Here is a 14456-nt window from a genome sequence, read left to right as displayed (position 1 = left end):
GTCTGAACCGTGTGCGCTCGCCTTACCTTAAAACTGGACCTACGGCAGAGTTCGAAAGTTTCGATTTTTTGCGGGGTTTTTGTTTTGGAACGGACCCATCGGTCATCAGTCTAGGACAGATCCTAGAGCCTGTAGGGTTTATGTGGGAATTTTGTAGGACAAAAAACTTGTAACGATATGCGAAGTTGTACGCGACGAGATTTTTGTGGGCTGCAGGGCGTCCTGTGGCGAGCGGCCTTGTCCCGCGTTGGGGTGCGAAGCGCCCCTGATGAAGACGAATGCGGTGTATCAGGTACTCCTTCTGCGCCTGGTTTTGGGGCTGCTGCGCAGCCCAACGCGGGACAAGCCCGCTCGCCACAGTAGTGCGGCTGCCCTGTATTGGTGCGTCAGCCGAGCACGCGAATGGGCGCGCCCTTGGCCCAGGCTTGGACGTCTTCAATCATCTGCTGATAGAACTGCCGGTAGTTCTGTTCGCTCACGTACCCCACATGAGGCGTGGCGAGGACGTTGGGCAAGTGGCGGAACGGGTGATCGACCGGCAGCGGTTCCTCGGCGAATACGTCCAGTGCCGCGCCCGCCAGGCGACCAGCGGTCAGGGCCTGCACCAGCGCCTGCTCATCCACAATCGGCCCGCGCGCGGTATTCACCAAGCGGGCGGTCGGCTTCATCCAGCTCAAGGCCTCGGCGTCGACCAGGCCACGGCTGCGGTCGCTGAGCACCAAATGAACGCTGAGTATGTCGGCCTGCTCAAACAGCTCGCGCTTGCTGACCCAGGTCACCCCGGCTTGCGCGGCGCGCTCCGGCGTGAGGTTTTCACTCCAGGCAATCACCCGCATGCCGAATACCTGGGCGAACTGCGCGACCTTCTGGCCAATGCTGCCCAGCCCGAGAACCCCCAACGTCTTGCCATACAGGTCGCCGCCCAGGCCGACCTGCCAGCCACCGGCGCGCAGTGAGTTGGCTTCGGCCAGCAGATTGCGCGTAGACGCCATGATCAGCGCCCAGGTCAGCTCCGGCGCCGCCTGCTTATAGCTGTCGGTGCCGCACACCTGGATGCCCAGGGCCTTGGCGGCGGCAATGTCGATGGCGGCATTGCGCATGCCGCCGGTCACCAGCAACTTGAGGCTGGGCAAACCTTGCAGCAGGGCTTTGTCGAAGGTCGAGCGTTCGCGCATGACGCAAATAACCGCGAACCCCTTCAAACGCTCAATCATCGTGGCGGTATCGGCCGGGTAGTCGTGCAGGAAGTGCACCCGTCCCACGGCCTCGAGTACCGACCAATCCACCAGGTCACTGGCCACATTCTGCCAATCATCAATGACTGCGATCTGTACCGACATTCACGCGTGCCTCGAAAAAGTTGGATTAAAGGGCGTTCAAGCCCTGCAACAGCGCCTGGTGAAACTTCGCGGGCTCTTCCATCTGCGGTGCATGGCCCAGGCCTGGGAACTCCACCAGGGTCGCGCGGGGAATCAGCTCGGCCACTTGCTTGCCCAATACCGCGTAGTTGCCGATCCTGGCCTTGACCGCCGGCGGCGCAATGTCTTTGCCGATGGCGGTGGTGTCGGCGGTACCGATGAGCAACAGGGTGGGCATCTGCAGATTCTTGAACTCGTAGTACACCGGTTGGGTGAAGATCATGTCGTAAATCAACGCCGAGTTCCATGCGACCAGCGTGTGTCCGGGGCCATTGCTCAGGCCCGCATACATGTCGACCCAACGCTCGTACTCGGGCTTCCAGCGTCCGACGTAATAGGTGTTGAGCTGGTACTTGCGAATCCCCTCGGCGCTGACTTTCTGCTCCCGCGCATACCACTGGTCGACGCTGAGGGTGGGCACGCCCAAGGCTTTCCAGTCTTCCAGGCCGATGGGATTCACCAGCCCGAGCTGCTCGGTCTGCTCGGGGTACATCAGCGCGTAACGGGTGGCGAGCATGCCACCGGTGGAATGGCCGAGCAGCGTGGCCTTTTGAATGCCAAGTTTTTCCAGCAGTTGATGGGTGTTGAGGGCCAACTGCTGGAAGCTGTACTGGTAGTGGTCGGGCTTGCTGGAGCTGCAGAAACCGATCTGGTCCGGTGCGACCACCCGATAACCGGCGTCGCTCAGGGCCTTGATGGTGCCTTCCCAGGTGGCGCCGCAAAAGTTCTTGCCATGCATCAGTACCACGCTGCGCCCGTTGGGCTGACCTTTGGCCGGTACGTCCATGTAGCCCATTTGAAGGGCTTTGCCTTGGGATTGGAAGTGGAAATGTTCCAGGGGATAGGGGTATTGGAAGCCTTGCAGCTCAGGGCCATAGCTGGCGGCGAACGCGGGGGAGATGCTGGCCGTCAGCAGGCCGGCGATGCAAAAGACGCGGGATAGAGGCATGGGCGGGGCTCCGAGTAGGGTGCCCGGATGCTGTTGGCGGGGGATTAACGGGGGATTAACACCCACTGCAAGGTCACGGCGGCGAGCACCGCGTAACGCAGGCCCTTGGCCAGGGTCACCAGCAGCAGGAATCGCCACAACGGTTCACGCATCACCCCGGCCACCAACGTCAGCGGGTCGCCAATGACGGGCACCCAACTGAGCAGCAGCGTCCAATGGCCCCAGCGTTGGTAATGGTGGCGGGCTTTTTGCAACTGCTTGTCGCTGACTGGAAACCAGCGACGCTGCTTGAAGTGCTCCACCCAGCGTCCCAGCCACCAATTGACCAGCGAGCCGAGGACATTGCCCAAGGTGGCAATCCCCAGCAGCAACCACAGGCTGTAATGCCCGCTGACCAGCAGGCCAACCAGCACCGCCTCCGATTGCAATGGCAATAGGGTCGCCGCGCCAAACGCGGCGAGAAACAGCCCCAGGTAACCCATCAGCACCGATCAGTGCGCCGGGTAGTCTGCCACCACCACGTCCTGCCCGTCGTGGGTCAGGCCGATGACTTGATACGCCTCACCGCGCCCATCCACTTCCATGCCCGGCGAACCCATGGGCATGCCCGGTGCGGCGATTCCCAGCAGGTCGTCGCGCTTGCGCAACGCCAGCACCTGCTCGGCGGGCACATGGCCTTCGACGAACTTGCCGTCGATCACGGCGGTATGGCACGAGCCCAGGCGCGGGGCCACGCCCAGCCGTTGTTTGACCGTGCTCATGTCGGCTTCGACATGGTCATTGACCTTGAAGCCGTTGCTTTCCAAATGGCTGATCCACTTTTTGCAGCAGCCGCAATTGGCGTCGCGGTGCACGTCGATGGGGATCAGGTCGGCGGCCTGGGCCAGGGTGGTGGTGAACAACGCTGAAAGCAGGGCCAATCGCAACGGGGTTTTCATTGAGGTCTCGTCCAATACCGGGCAGTAAGCCGGGCATTCTCCCTGCTTTTATCCGTGGGACGTTGGGTTAATGTTTCAAAATTATACGGAGAGCGCGTTTTCCATCCGCTGCTTGAGCCGGTCCAATGCAATCGCCGACAGCTCGATCATGCGTTCATGGAGGCTGGCCAACTGCAATTCGGTTTCATAGGTCAGCACGCGCTTGAACAGTGTGCCGTCGCGAAAGGGCTGCAAGAAGTAGTGAATCGAGCCATCGACGGCCAGTGAGGTGAACACTGTCTTGAACTCGTCGGGACGCCGGGCGATCTGCACGCGGTAGCTCATGGGCACGCGCACTCCCAGTAAGTCGATCATTTCGGTAAAACGCGCCCCGGCGGGGAGGGAACCGGTGGTGCCGGTGTCGGCACCGAGGGAGGTGGGGTGCCATTCGTGCCAGCGATCCGGTTGGGTCACATAGTCGTAAATGGCATCGATAGGCGCCTGGATAAAACGTTCCTGACTGATCCGCTCCACGCGGACCGACTGCTTGACAGCACGCATGGCACACCTCCTGTGTGGCTGTGAACTGTCAGAATAGTCCCACTCCCGCACATTGCACGGGAGTGTTTCAGCCATGTATCAGCGCACCTTGAAACGGCTCATCAACGCAATCACCCGGCCATTGGCGTCCAGCAGGCTCTGCGTGTTGGTTTCGGTGGCATGGCCGCTCTGCACCAGCTCTTCGACCATATGTCGGATATGCACCATGCTGCGGTTGATCTCCTCGGTCACCGCACTTTGCTGCTCGGCAGCGGTGGCGATCTGGGTGCTGAGGTTATTGATATGGCTGACCGAGCCGGCCATTTCGTCGAGGCCGGTGTTCACCCGTGCCGTGGCATCCGCCGCCGACTGGCAACTGGCTTGGGTGTTTTCCATGGCCGCCACCGACGAACTGACCCCGGTGGTCAGGCGCGCGAGCATTTCATTGATCTGCGAGGTGCTGGCCTGGGTACGCGCCGCCAGTGCACGGACTTCGTCTGCCACCACCGCAAAACCACGACCTTGCTCGCCGGCGCGTGCGGCTTCAATCGCGGCGTTGAGGGCCAACAGGTTGGTCTGGCCGGCAATCGCGCCGATCACGCCGAGGGTTTCGGTGATGCGCGCGGCGTCCTGGCGCATGTTCTCGACGGTGTGGGTGGCACTGGCGACTTCGCCGATCAGCGCACTGACGCTGGTGGACGCTTCACCCACCACCACGCGGGAGCGGTCGGCGTGTTCGTTGGCGCGCTGGGTGAACGAGGCGGTTTCCGCCGCGTTTTGCGCCACGGTATCGGCGGTGGAACTCATTTCGGTGATGGCGGTGACGGTCTGGTCGGTCTCCGAGGCGTGGCGCACCAGGATGCTGTTGGTGTGCGCCGAGGTGTGCTGCAATTGCTCAAGGCCCGATGACATGGCCCCGGTAGCTTGGGTCACTTCGCCGATCATGTCTTGCAGGTAGACGATAAAGCGGTTCACCGAATGGCCGATGGCGCCCAGTTCGTCTTCGGCGCGGATGGTGATACGCCGCGTCAGGTCGGCATCACCGGTGGACAGCGCGTCGATGTTGGTCTTCAGGGTTTTCATGCGCTGCACCAATTGGCGGATCGCATACACCGCCAGCAGCACCAGCAGCAACACCATGGGAATTTGCAGCAAGGCCAGGCTGCCGAGCACGTCATCGCGCTGGGCGGTGATCAGTGAGGTGGGCAGGGCGGTGGCGAGGAACCACGGTGTGCCTTCGATAGGGCGCATGTAGAAGGTGCTGGCCACGCCCTGGTTGTCGAACTCGCTGCGCTGCAAGGCCTGGTCGCGATGGGCGAGGGCTTTGCTGACCTGGGTGGCAAAGGCCGAGGTGGCGGTCAATTCACTGATGTTCTTCAGGACCACCGGGCTGTTCAGGCGTGTGCTGTTGCTGATGATCTTGCCGTCGCCTTCGACGATCAGCATCTGCCCGCCGATGTCCTTTTCCTTGCTGGCAACCAAGTCGTTGAAGAAGCCGAGGGTCACGTCGATGGTGGCCACGCCGTACGCCGCGCCGTCACGCTGGATTGCCATGGCGCAGTTGGTGCGCGGCTCCTGGCTGGCGTCGTCCTTGTAGGCCGCGGCCCAGGCACATTGGCCGCGTGGCGAAGCGAGGCCGCCCTTGTACCAGCTCTGGTCGTAATAATTGGGGGCGGGGTCGCTGTTCCAGAACGTGTTCACCGCTAGCTTGCCCGAGGCATCACGGTGCCAGAACGTACTGTGCTTGTTGCGCCCCGGCGTGCGCTGGTTGGGCAGCGGCCAGATACCGCCGCCGAACACCTTCAGCTCACCGTATTGGTCGACCAGGCCGGGCAGGACCTTGTCGATGGCATCGCTGTCGAGCAGGGGAATGGTTTGGGTGATGGTGCGTTGCTGGGACTGAACCTTGTTCAGTTCGCCCTGGATCTGTTCGGCCACCTCGCTGATGCGGTTGAGCACCACCTGTTCTTCGGTATGGCGCAGCGTGGGCGCGACCAACTGGCCGATACCGACGACGGTCAACACGAATAGCACCAGGACGAACAGCACCAGAAACAGGGTATAGCGAGCTTGAATGGAGCGCAGTGGGGGCATGGGGGTCGTCCTTACGAAGCGTTTATTATCGACGCGGCTTTTTTGGAGCTTCGTAGGGCTATCGGCTTGGCGAGGAAGAGCTTTAGGCGCAGTGGTACAAGAAAGCAGGAGCGCCGCTTAACGGTGCTCCTGTGCAGTCTGATCAGATGTCCAGCATCGCCATCACGGCTTCGGGATAGCGCAGGCCGGCAGTTGCATTGGCGGGAAAGAGTGCATCGAGTGCCGCCAGCTCGGCCGGGCTGAGGTCAATCGACACGGCGGCTACGTTTTCTTCCAGGTACTTGCGCTGCTTGGTGCCGGGGATCGGGATGATGTAGTCGCCTTGCGCCAATACCCAGGCCAGCGCCAGTTGCCCGGCGGTAACGCCTTTGTCCGCCGCCAGGGTTTGCACCTGCTGAACCAGTTGCAGGTTTTTGGCAAAGTTTTCCCCTTGGAAGCGCGGGTTGGTGCGGCGGTAGTCATCGGCGCCGAAGTCATCCGGGCTTTTCAGCGCACCCGTGAGGAATCCCCGGCCCAGGGGGCTGTAAGGCACAAACGCGATGCCCAGGCGTTGGCAGGCGGCGAGGCAGCCGTTGTCTTCCTGGTCGCGGCTCCACAGCGAATATTCGCTTTGCAGCGCACTGATGGGATGCACGTTGTGCGCCCGCTCCAGTGTTGCCGCCGAGGCTTCGCTCAGTCCCAGGTAACGCACCTTGCCCTGTTTGACCAGCTCGGCCATGGCGCCGACGGTTTCTTCGATGGCCACGTCCGGGTCGATGCGGTGCTGGTAGTACAGGTCCAGGGTTTCCACGCCGAGGCGCTGCAAGGTGCCGTTGATGGCGTCGCGGATGTACTCGGGACGGCCATTGACGCCGCGCAGCGCCGGGTTCGCCGGGTCACGCACGATGCCGAACTTGCTCGCCAGGAACACCTGGTCACGTTTGCCGGCGATGGCTTTGCCGATCAATTGTTCGTTGGTATGCGGGCCGTACATGTCGGCGGTGTCGAGAAAGTTGACGCCCAGTTCCAAGGCGCGGTGCAGGGTGGCGGTGGCCTCCGTGGTGTCGCTGCCGGGGGTGTAGAAATCAGTCATGCCCATGCAACCGAGGCCGATGGCGGAAACACGTGGGCCGTTTTTACCGAGTTGACGAGTGTGCATGGGGTTCAGCTCCTTTATATGAAGGCGTCCATTGTTGCTCTCGACAAAATCGGGATAAACAGGCTAAAACCACTATCACTATTCGTAATATCTAAATAATTGAAGGCGGGAGTGGCCCTTGGACCGTTTTAACGCGATGCGCGTATTCACTCGGATCGTCGAGCTGGGCGGGTTCGCCAAGGCCGCCGACAGCCTGCAATTGCCTCGCGCCTCGGTGACCGTCCTGATCAAGCAACTGGAAGCGCACCTCGGCGTACAGCTGTTGCAGCGCACCACGCGCCAGGTCAGCCCGACCCTCGACGGCGCGGCGTATTACCAGCGTTGCGTGCAGTTACTCACGGACCTGGAAGAAACCGAGGCGGTGTTCTCCACCCAACGGCAGAACCCGCGCGGCGTCTTGAGTGTGGACATGCCTTCGGGCATCGGGCGCTTGATTGTGATTCCCGCGTTGCCGGCGTTCACCGCGCGCTATCCGCAGATCGAATTGGACATAGGCCTGAACGACCGCCCGGTGGACCTGATCCGTGAAGGTGTGGATTGTGTGCTGCGTGGCGGGTTGGCGCTGGATGAGTCGCTGGTGGCCAGGCCTTTGGCAATGATGGACCAGTTGACCTTGGCGAGCCCGGGGTATCTGGAACGCATGGGCATACCCGCGACCCTCGAGGACCTGGCCAATCACCAGATGGTCGAGTATGTCTCCACGGCCAGCGGCAAGCGGTTCGGCCTGGAGTTTCTGATTGGCAACGCCGTGCACCCGATCCATTTGTCCAAGCGCGTGGCGGTCAACAGCTCCGACGGCTATTTCGCCGCGTGCGAAGCGGGCTACGGCCTGATTCAGGCGCCGCACTATCACGCGATGCGGCAACTGGCCCAGGGCAGCCTGGTACCCGTGCTGGCGCAGTTGCCAGTGCCGAAAATGGCACTGACGGCGCTGTATCCGCCCCATCGTCAACTGTCACAGCGGGTGAGGGTGTTTGTGGATTGGCTGGTTGAGCTGTGCGGCCGGCCTGGCACCGGTTTGCAACGCTAGGCCTGGGCCTTGCGATAAGCGCCGGGCTGCTGCCCGGTCACTTTGTGGAAGGCTCGGGTAAACGCTGCCACGGACTGATAACCCACCGCCAGGGCCACATCTGCCACCGTCTGGTCCTGTTTGAACAATTGGCAGGCGTGGCGCATGCGCATCATCAGCAGCACCTGGCCGGGCGACTGCCCGCACAATTCAGTGAAGCGCTTGAAAAACGCCGAGCGCGACAAGCCGGTGCAGGTCGCCATGCTTTCCAGCGTCCAGGCGTCCGCCGGACGGGCGATCAAACGCTCCAGCAGGTTCGCGAACGCCGGCTGACGACCCAGTGCGGCCAGACCACCGAGTTGGTTGTTATCGAGCACTTGCTGGCGCAGTACATACAGGAACAGCAGGTGGCACAGGCGCTCCAGCAAGGCGCTAGAAGGTGCCGGGGTGCGTTTACACTCTTGCAGGATCAGTTCGAACAGGTTGCGTGCCGCCGTCAGCGACGGGTCACCGGCCCGCAGGACGATCCACGCGGGCAGGGTATCGACGATCATCGCCGACAAACCGGACTGGAAGTGAAAGAACCCGCACACCAGCCCCACGCCGTCGCTGGCGCCGCTGTCCAGCGGCAGCATCGGGCGTCGCGGACATTCCCGCGCGCCGGCCGCCGTGGCTTCCCCGGACAACTGATACTCAAGGTCACGGAGCAGGAACACCGCGTCGCCGTTGTTCAACTCGACGGGCGTGGGTTCGCCGTCGATATGCAGCCAGCACTCGCCCTGCACGACCAGGTGGAAACTCGCTCGCGCCAGGCCGTGGGTGCTGGCATGCCAGTCACCGCAGTAGCGCCCCACATGAAACAGGCTGGTGTTGAGTTCGAGGCTATCTAATAACCAATCGACAAGTGCACTGGAAGAATTCATCTAATGGAAAGACTCAAGAGCAAGTAATCGCTACTTTAGCCTATTGAGAGGATTTCTTATAACCAACAGACTGGATACACGAACCCTCAGGAGACCGCTCCATGTCCCGTGTACCGCTGCTCACCCCGCAAACCGCGCCACCCGCCGCCAAGCCGTTGTTGGAAAACGCGCTGAAAGCCTCGGGTTTCATCCCCAACCTGCTGGCCGTGTTGGCCAATGCCCCGGCGGCGCTGGAAACCTACATCACCGTTTCGGGCCTGAACGCCAAGGCCGAGCTGAGCCTGGCCGATCGCGAAGTGGTGCAATTGATTGCCGCCACCACCCACGGCTGCGATTTCTGCGTCGCCGGCCACACCGCCGTGGCGCGCAACAAGGCCAAGCTGCCGGAAGACGTCATCGACGCCTTGCGCCAGCGTGGCGAATTGCCCAACGCCCGTTATGAGACACTCGCCGCCTTCACGCGGGAAGTCATTGCTACCCGTGGCGATGTCAGCGATGCAGGGTTTGACGCGTTCCGCGCCGCCGGTTTCACCGAAGGCCAGGCCCTGGAAGTTATTTTGGGGGTGAGCCTGGCAACCCTGTGCAACTTCGCTAACGTGTTTGCCCGTACCCCGCTGAACCCGGAGTTGGCGCAATACCGTTGGGAAAAACCGGCCAGCTGAATGGCTGGTGGTCCCGCTGCTTTGACAAGGAGAAACATGAATGCTTGACCCAATCTTGAGCCGTTGGCTCGATGTTCAAGCGCAGGCCCTGGATGTGGGCAGTTGCGATCCCCAGGAAGTGCTGCCACGGCTGGCGCAAGCCAATGTGCTGCGTATCGGCGTGCCTAAAGCCTTCGGTGGACTGGGCGGCGATGTGGCGGGCGCGGTCGAGGCCATCGCCAATGTCGCCAGCCATTCGTTGGCGGCGGCCTTTGTGTGCTGGGGCCAGCGTTCGTTTATCGAGTATCTGTTGCAGAGCCCGAATGAGCGGCTGCGCGAGCAATTGTTGCCGGACCTGCTCAGCGGCAGGCTGGCGGGGGCCACCGGTTTGTCGAATGCGATGAAGTTCCTGTCGGGCATCGAGACGCTGCAGATCAGCGCCGAGCCGAACGATCACGGCTGGACCCTCAACGGTCGCCTGCACTGGGTGACCAACCTGCGCAAGAACGGCTTTGTGGCAGCGGCGGCGATCGAGCATACCGGCGGCGGCGCGCCGTTTATCCTGGCGATCCCGGATTCGGTGGCGGGCCTGCAACGTTCCGGCGACCTGGAACTGCTCGGCCTGCAATCGAGCAACACCGCAGCACTGGGCCTCGAAGGCGTCGAGCTGAGTCGCGACTGGTTGCTGCACGAGGATGCACGCAGGTTCCTGCCGGCCGTGCGTCCAGCGTTCCTCGGTTTGCAGTGCGGTATGTCGATCGGCCTGGCGCGTCGCTCGTTGGCGGAAGTCGCCAACCACTTAGGCGCTGCACGCACGGTGTTGCGCGAAGAGCTTGACGGGTTGCGCGTGACCTTGGATCACTGGGTGAACGAACTGAAGAATGGCCTGCTCGCCGGGCGCTTCGCCGCTGAGCCGGTGCCGTTGTTCAAGTTGCGCATCGGCCTGGCCGAAACCGCCGCCAGCGCCGTACAGCTGGAATTGCAGGCCAGCGGTGGCAAGGCCTACCTCACAGCCCATGGCAGTGGGTTTGCGCGGCGCTGGCGTGAGTCGGCGTTTGTACCGATCGTCACGCCCAGCCTGGTGCAATTGCGCACCGAGTTGCAGCGCCAGGCCAACCTGTGAGCCGGGCGGTATTGAGTGCCCGGGGGATTTGCCTGGGGTATGCCAGCGGCCCGGTGTTGCAAGGCTTCGACCTGCAATTGCAGCGAGGTGAAGTGGTGTCGATCCTGGGTCCCAGCGGGGTCGGCAAGTCCAGCCTGTTGCGTGTGCTCGCCGGATTGCAGGCGCCCCAGGATGGCAAGGTGCAGGTGTTGGGCGAGCCGTTGAACGGACCCCATCCACGTGTCGCCGTAGCGTTCCAGGACCCGAGTCTGTTGCCCTGGTTGAGCCTGGAAAAGAACGTTGCGTTCGGCCTGGATTTCGCCCGCCAGCCGCACCTGAGCGCTGACGAGCGCCGCCAGCGCGTCGACCATGCCATCGCAGCGGTCGGCCTGGAGCGCGCACGCCAGCAATTTCCGTCACAGTTGTCCGGCGGCATGGCCCAGCGCACCGCGTTGGCTCGTTGCCTGGCGCGCCAGCCCCAGGTGCTGTTGCTGGATGAGCCCTTCGGTGCGCTGGATGAAGTGACCCGTGCCGATATGCAGCACCTGTTGCTTAAGGTCAACCGTGAGCAGGGTTCGGCGGCGGTGTTGATCACCCATGACATCGACGAAGCACTGTTGTTGTCCGACCGCATCCTGCTACTGGGCAACCGCCCGGCGCGGACGCTGGGCGAATGGCGCATCGACCTGCCGCAACCGCGCGAAGAACAGGTAGAAGCCATCGGCGCTCTGCGCATCGAGATTCTTAAAACCCTACGGCAGGCGAGCCGCCCTCAACCCCAATCCCTTGATCTGCTGGAGCCCAGCCATGTGCCTGGATGACCTGACCCACTCGCGGCGTGACTTTCTCAAACTTTCCGCAGTCCTCAGTGCCGCCGGTGCCTTACCGCTGCTGAGCAGCCTGCAGGCCCGTGCCGCCAGCGAGCCGGATGCGCCGGTGCGCATCGGCTACCTGCCGATCACTGACGCGACGCCCTTGCTGGTGGCACATAACAACGGCCTGTTCGAAGCCGAAGGCATCAAGGCCGAGCGCCCGGTGTTACTGCGCAGTTGGGCGCAGGTGATCGAGGCGTTTATCTCCGGGCAAGTCAACGTGATCCACCTGCTGTCGCCGATGACCGTGTGGGCGCGTTATGGCAGCCAGGTGCCGGCCAAGGTGGTGGCGTGGAACCATGTGGGCGGTTCCGGCCTCACCGTGGCACCGGGCATTACCGAAGTGAAACAACTGGGCGGCAAGTCGGTGGCGATCCCGTTCTGGTATTCGATTCATAACGTGGTGGTGCAGCAACTGTTCCGCGACAACGGCCTGACCCCGGTGGCGCGTGCCGCCGGCAGTGCGATTGGCGCCAACGAAGTCAACCTGATCGTGCTGCCGCCTTCGGACATGCCGCCGGCCCTGGCCAGCAAGCGCATCGACGGTTATATCGTCGCCGAGCCGTTCAACGCCCTGGCGGAGAACCTCAAGGTCGGGCGTGTGCAGCGGTTTACCGGGGATGTCTGGCGCAACCATGCCTGTTGCGTGGTGTTCATGCACGAACACGACCTGACCAATCGCCCGGAGTGGTCGCAGAAAGTGGTGAACGCCATCGTCAAGGCACAGGTCTGGACCCGTGATAACCGCGCAGAGGCGGTGAAGCTGCTGTCCAAGCACGGTCCGAACCGCTACACACCACATGCCGAGCCGGTGTTGAGCAAAGTCCTGGCGCCGACCGCTGCCGACCGCGCTGCCTACCTGGCCGATGGCGCGATCCAGCACGCCAACTGGGACGAGCACCGCATCGACTTCCAACCTTATCCATTCCCCAGCTACACCGAGGAACTGGTGCGGCGCTTGAAAGACACGCTGATCGAGGGCAACAAGACATTCCTCGCCGACCTGGACCCGGCGTTTGTCGCGAAGGATCTGGTGGATGACCGCTTTGTGCGCAACGCCATCGAAGCGGTCGGCGGCATGCGCACCTTCGGCTTGCCCGACGGTTTTGAGCGGACCGAGGAGATTGGCGTTTGAACAACCGCAGAATCCCGGGTTGGTTGCTCGGGCTGAGTGGCCTGGGCGGTTTGTTACTGCTGTGGTGGCTGGGGGTGAAGGTGTGGGGGGATGCGGGTGGCCTGTCGGCGCGTTTTTCGCTGGCGGCCACCTGCAGCAGCCTGTGGGAATTGCTGGGGCGCGGTGAGCTGTATCTGCATATCGCCGTGAGCCTCAAGCGTATCTTCGTCGGGCTGTTCCTGGCCTTGCTGGTGGGGGTGCCACTTGGGCTGCTGGTGGGCAGTTCGCGCAACCTGGAAGCGGCGACCACGCCAGCCTTCCAGTTTCTGCGGATGATCTCGCCGCTGTCCTGGATGCCCATCGTGGTGATGCTGATGGGGGTAGGGGACCAACCGATCTACTTCCTGCTGGCGTTTGCCGCAGTGTGGCCGATCATGCTCAACACCGCGGCCGGCGTGCGCCAGCTCGACCCGCGCTGGTTGCAGTTGAGCAGCAGCCTGAGCGCCACGCGCTGGGAAACCTTGCGCCGAGTGATCATCCCCGGTGTGGTGGGTCACGTGCTGACCGGCGTGCGGCTGGCCATCGGGATCCTGTGGATCGTGCTGGTGCCGTGCGAGATGCTCGGGGTCAGTGCAGGGCTTGGCTATTACATCCTGGATACGCGTGATCGTCTGGCCTATTCGGAACTGATGGCGATGGTGTTGTTGATCGGGCTGCTGGGGTTTGCCTTGGATGCGCTTGCACGCGGGTTGCATCAGCGGTGGGTGCATGGGGGGAGCCTGTGAAGACATAGCCTGAGCCAGGGGCCCCATTGCTGTCGTAGTGAGCGGCAGGTCGGACGAGCCAAAGCTTTTCATCACCTGTAACATAAGCCCCTGTCGACCTCGGTGTATCCCGTCGCCCGGGTATGCCCCGGCCTGTTCGGCGTTACACAGTGGATAATTCTTCCGGTTCAGGAACCCGTCATGACACAAAAGCAACGCTTGAAATACTCGATTCTGATCGCCCTGGCGGTACTGGCGACGATGTTTGGCCTGTCCTATCTGCAGAACATCGGGTTTATCAGTGAGAAGACGTTCCAGACCATCGCCATTGCCGTCGCCGTGGTCGTGGTGGTGATCAACGGCATCATGCGCCGCAAGGTCAAGCTCTAAGCCCGACCTTCGAGTACCTTCGCAGCCTCTTCATGGAGGCTGTAGCTTTTATCCGCATTGAGGGTGATCACCCCCTCGCTGCACAGGCGCTTGAGCACCTCGCGCACACTCAGGAACGACAACGGGATGCCCAGCGCCAGCAGGTGGCTGTGCACGCCGCGTACCCCCAGGGCGCGCTGGTTGTCGGCGGCGGTGAGCAGGGCGTCGATGACCTTCAGCCGAATCAGGCTGGTGCGTAAACCAAAACACTTGAGTAAATGCCGAATACGTTGGTTGCCTTGCTGTTCGGGCGATTTGCCGAATGCTTGCGCGCCGTTGCCAAAATTGGCTTCGGCGACCGATGAATGTCCGTCCGTGGGCACTTGCGGGTTGTACATGCAAAAAACTCCTTATCAGAGCCTGATCAGGAAAATGATGGCGCTCTTATCCAATAAGACGAACGAGCGAGCGAAATCATGAAGTGAGCGATGTAGAAATTTTGTCGGTATCGGTTTTGTCACATCTGTAGCGCCTTAAATAAACGTCTGGCCTGGTTAAATTCTTCGCGGTTTTTTGCGTCCTTACGGTGGGGTAGTAATCCCGGGT

16 protein-coding genes are annotated in these 14456 nt (G+C 62.1%); 7 read left to right on the top strand and 9 right to left on the bottom strand.

The genetic code is table 11. The annotated features are described in order from the left end of the window. Window positions 1-386: 386 nt before the first annotated feature. The 7 genes from FIV39_RS30920 to FIV39_RS30890 all read right to left on the bottom strand — a co-directional run bounded on the left by FIV39_RS30920 (window position 387) and on the right by FIV39_RS30890 (window position 7056). Window positions 387-1340, bottom strand: coding sequence for a D-2-hydroxyacid dehydrogenase family protein (locus tag FIV39_RS30920; RefSeq protein WP_090403706.1), 954 nt, complete (start codon window positions 1338-1340; stop codon window positions 387-389). A 25-nt stretch (window positions 1341-1365) separates the two neighbouring features. Further along, on the bottom strand, window positions 1366-2367 hold the full coding sequence (locus tag FIV39_RS30915; RefSeq protein WP_090403708.1) for an alpha/beta fold hydrolase: 1002 nt from the start codon (window positions 2365-2367) through the stop codon (window positions 1366-1368). A gap of 44 nt (window positions 2368-2411) precedes the next feature. Continuing rightward, a complete protein-coding gene (locus FIV39_RS30910) occupies window positions 2412-2855 on the bottom strand; it encodes a YqaA family protein (RefSeq protein ID WP_186731570.1) in 444 nt (147 codons plus the stop codon). 3 nt (window positions 2856-2858) lie between these two features. Then, window positions 2859-3305 (bottom strand): DUF411 domain-containing protein, encoded by a 447-nt coding sequence (locus FIV39_RS30905; RefSeq protein ID WP_090403712.1) that lies wholly within the window; start codon window positions 3303-3305, stop codon window positions 2859-2861. Between the two features lie 81 nt (window positions 3306-3386). Continuing rightward, on the bottom strand, window positions 3387-3845 hold the full coding sequence (locus FIV39_RS30900) for an SRPBCC family protein (RefSeq protein WP_090403714.1): 459 nt from the start codon (window positions 3843-3845) through the stop codon (window positions 3387-3389). Between the two features lie 78 nt (window positions 3846-3923). Beyond that, window positions 3924-5918 (bottom strand): methyl-accepting chemotaxis protein, encoded by a 1995-nt coding sequence (locus FIV39_RS30895; protein WP_090403716.1) that lies wholly within the window; start codon window positions 5916-5918, stop codon window positions 3924-3926. A 142-nt stretch (window positions 5919-6060) separates the two neighbouring features. Further along, the gene (locus FIV39_RS30890; RefSeq protein WP_090403719.1) at window positions 6061-7056 is read right to left on the bottom strand and encodes an aldo/keto reductase; all 996 of its coding nucleotides are present in this window, start codon (window positions 7054-7056) and stop codon (window positions 6061-6063) included. A 118-nt stretch (window positions 7057-7174) separates the two neighbouring features. Between FIV39_RS30890 and FIV39_RS30885 the strand changes: the two genes are divergently transcribed. After that, window positions 7175-8086 (top strand): LysR family transcriptional regulator, encoded by a 912-nt coding sequence (locus FIV39_RS30885; RefSeq protein ID WP_090403721.1) that lies wholly within the window; start codon window positions 7175-7177, stop codon window positions 8084-8086. Here FIV39_RS30885 and FIV39_RS30880 read toward each other — a convergent pair. Continuing rightward, entirely contained in the window at window positions 8083-8988 is a 906-nt protein-coding gene (locus FIV39_RS30880; RefSeq protein WP_090403723.1) for an AraC family transcriptional regulator, read from the bottom strand. The two genes, FIV39_RS30885 and FIV39_RS30880, sit on opposite strands and share 4 nt — an antisense overlap. Before the next feature lie 101 nt (window positions 8989-9089). Between FIV39_RS30880 and FIV39_RS30875 the strand changes: the two genes are divergently transcribed. The 6 genes from FIV39_RS30875 (at window position 9090) to FIV39_RS30850 (ending at window position 13871) form a co-directional block, all read left to right on the top strand. Further along, window positions 9090-9650, top strand: coding sequence for a carboxymuconolactone decarboxylase family protein (locus FIV39_RS30875; RefSeq protein WP_090403725.1), 561 nt, complete (start codon window positions 9090-9092; stop codon window positions 9648-9650). Window positions 9651-9690: 40 nt separating this feature from the next. Further along, window positions 9691-10752 (top strand): acyl-CoA dehydrogenase family protein, encoded by a 1062-nt coding sequence (locus FIV39_RS30870; RefSeq protein ID WP_090403727.1) that lies wholly within the window; start codon window positions 9691-9693, stop codon window positions 10750-10752. Next, window positions 10749-11552, top strand: coding sequence for an ABC transporter ATP-binding protein (locus FIV39_RS30865; protein WP_090403730.1), 804 nt, complete (start codon window positions 10749-10751; stop codon window positions 11550-11552). The genes FIV39_RS30870 and FIV39_RS30865 overlap by 4 nt, the downstream gene beginning before the upstream one ends. After that, complete coding sequence (locus FIV39_RS30860) at window positions 11539-12738, top strand: ABC transporter substrate-binding protein (protein ID WP_090403732.1); 1200 nt, start codon at window positions 11539-11541, stop codon at window positions 12736-12738. Before FIV39_RS30865 ends, FIV39_RS30860 begins: the two co-directional genes overlap by 14 nt. A gap of 11 nt (window positions 12739-12749) precedes the next feature. Next, complete coding sequence (locus FIV39_RS30855; protein WP_390620722.1) at window positions 12750-13502, top strand: ABC transporter permease; 753 nt, start codon at window positions 12750-12752, stop codon at window positions 13500-13502. Window positions 13503-13682: 180 nt separating this feature from the next. Continuing rightward, window positions 13683-13871 (top strand): hypothetical protein, encoded by a 189-nt coding sequence (locus tag FIV39_RS30850; RefSeq protein WP_027606724.1) that lies wholly within the window; start codon window positions 13683-13685, stop codon window positions 13869-13871. On the opposite strand, the gene FIV39_RS30845 is transcribed toward FIV39_RS30850, so the two are convergent. Beyond that, window positions 13868-14248, bottom strand: a complete 381-nt coding sequence (locus tag FIV39_RS30845) for a fe2+ zn2+ uptake regulation protein (RefSeq protein WP_090403736.1) — start codon at window positions 14246-14248, stop codon at window positions 13868-13870. The genes FIV39_RS30850 and FIV39_RS30845 overlap by 4 nt on opposite strands. Between the last annotated feature and the right edge of the window lie 208 nt (window positions 14249-14456).

Source organism: Pseudomonas grimontii, assembly GCF_007858185.1.
GTDB classification, from domain to species: domain Bacteria; phylum Pseudomonadota; class Gammaproteobacteria; order Pseudomonadales; family Pseudomonadaceae; genus Aquipseudomonas; species Aquipseudomonas grimontii.
Note: the sequence above shows the minus strand (reverse complement) of the source record. Positions and strands in the feature narration are given on the sequence as shown.

Excerpts from the sequence above, each read along its gene's own strand:
- FIV39_RS30920 (WP_090403706.1), bottom strand. The coding sequence starts at position 1,340 with ATGTCGGTACAGATCGCAGTCATTGATGATTGGCAGAATGTGGCCAGT.
- FIV39_RS30915 (WP_090403708.1), bottom strand. The coding sequence starts at position 2,367 with ATGCCTCTATCCCGCGTCTTTTGCATCGCCGGCCTGCTGACGGCCAGC.
- FIV39_RS30905 (WP_090403712.1), bottom strand. The coding sequence starts at position 3,305 with ATGAAAACCCCGTTGCGATTGGCCCTGCTTTCAGCGTTGTTCACCACC.
- FIV39_RS30900 (WP_090403714.1), bottom strand. The coding sequence starts at position 3,845 with ATGCGTGCTGTCAAGCAGTCGGTCCGCGTGGAGCGGATCAGTCAGGAA.
- FIV39_RS30895 (WP_090403716.1), bottom strand. The coding sequence starts at position 5,918 with ATGCCCCCACTGCGCTCCATTCAAGCTCGCTATACCCTGTTTCTGGTG.
- FIV39_RS30890 (WP_090403719.1), bottom strand. The coding sequence starts at position 7,056 with ATGCACACTCGTCAACTCGGTAAAAACGGCCCACGTGTTTCCGCCATC.
- FIV39_RS30880 (WP_090403723.1), bottom strand. The coding sequence starts at position 8,988 with ATGAATTCTTCCAGTGCACTTGTCGATTGGTTATTAGATAGCCTCGAA.
- FIV39_RS30875 (WP_090403725.1), top strand. The coding sequence starts at position 9,090 with ATGTCCCGTGTACCGCTGCTCACCCCGCAAACCGCGCCACCCGCCGCC.
- FIV39_RS30870 (WP_090403727.1), top strand. The coding sequence starts at position 9,691 with ATGCTTGACCCAATCTTGAGCCGTTGGCTCGATGTTCAAGCGCAGGCC.
- FIV39_RS30860 (WP_090403732.1), top strand. The coding sequence starts at position 11,539 with ATGTGCCTGGATGACCTGACCCACTCGCGGCGTGACTTTCTCAAACTT.
- FIV39_RS30850 (WP_027606724.1), top strand. The coding sequence starts at position 13,683 with ATGACACAAAAGCAACGCTTGAAATACTCGATTCTGATCGCCCTGGCG.
- FIV39_RS30845 (WP_090403736.1), bottom strand. The coding sequence starts at position 14,248 with ATGTACAACCCGCAAGTGCCCACGGACGGACATTCATCGGTCGCCGAA.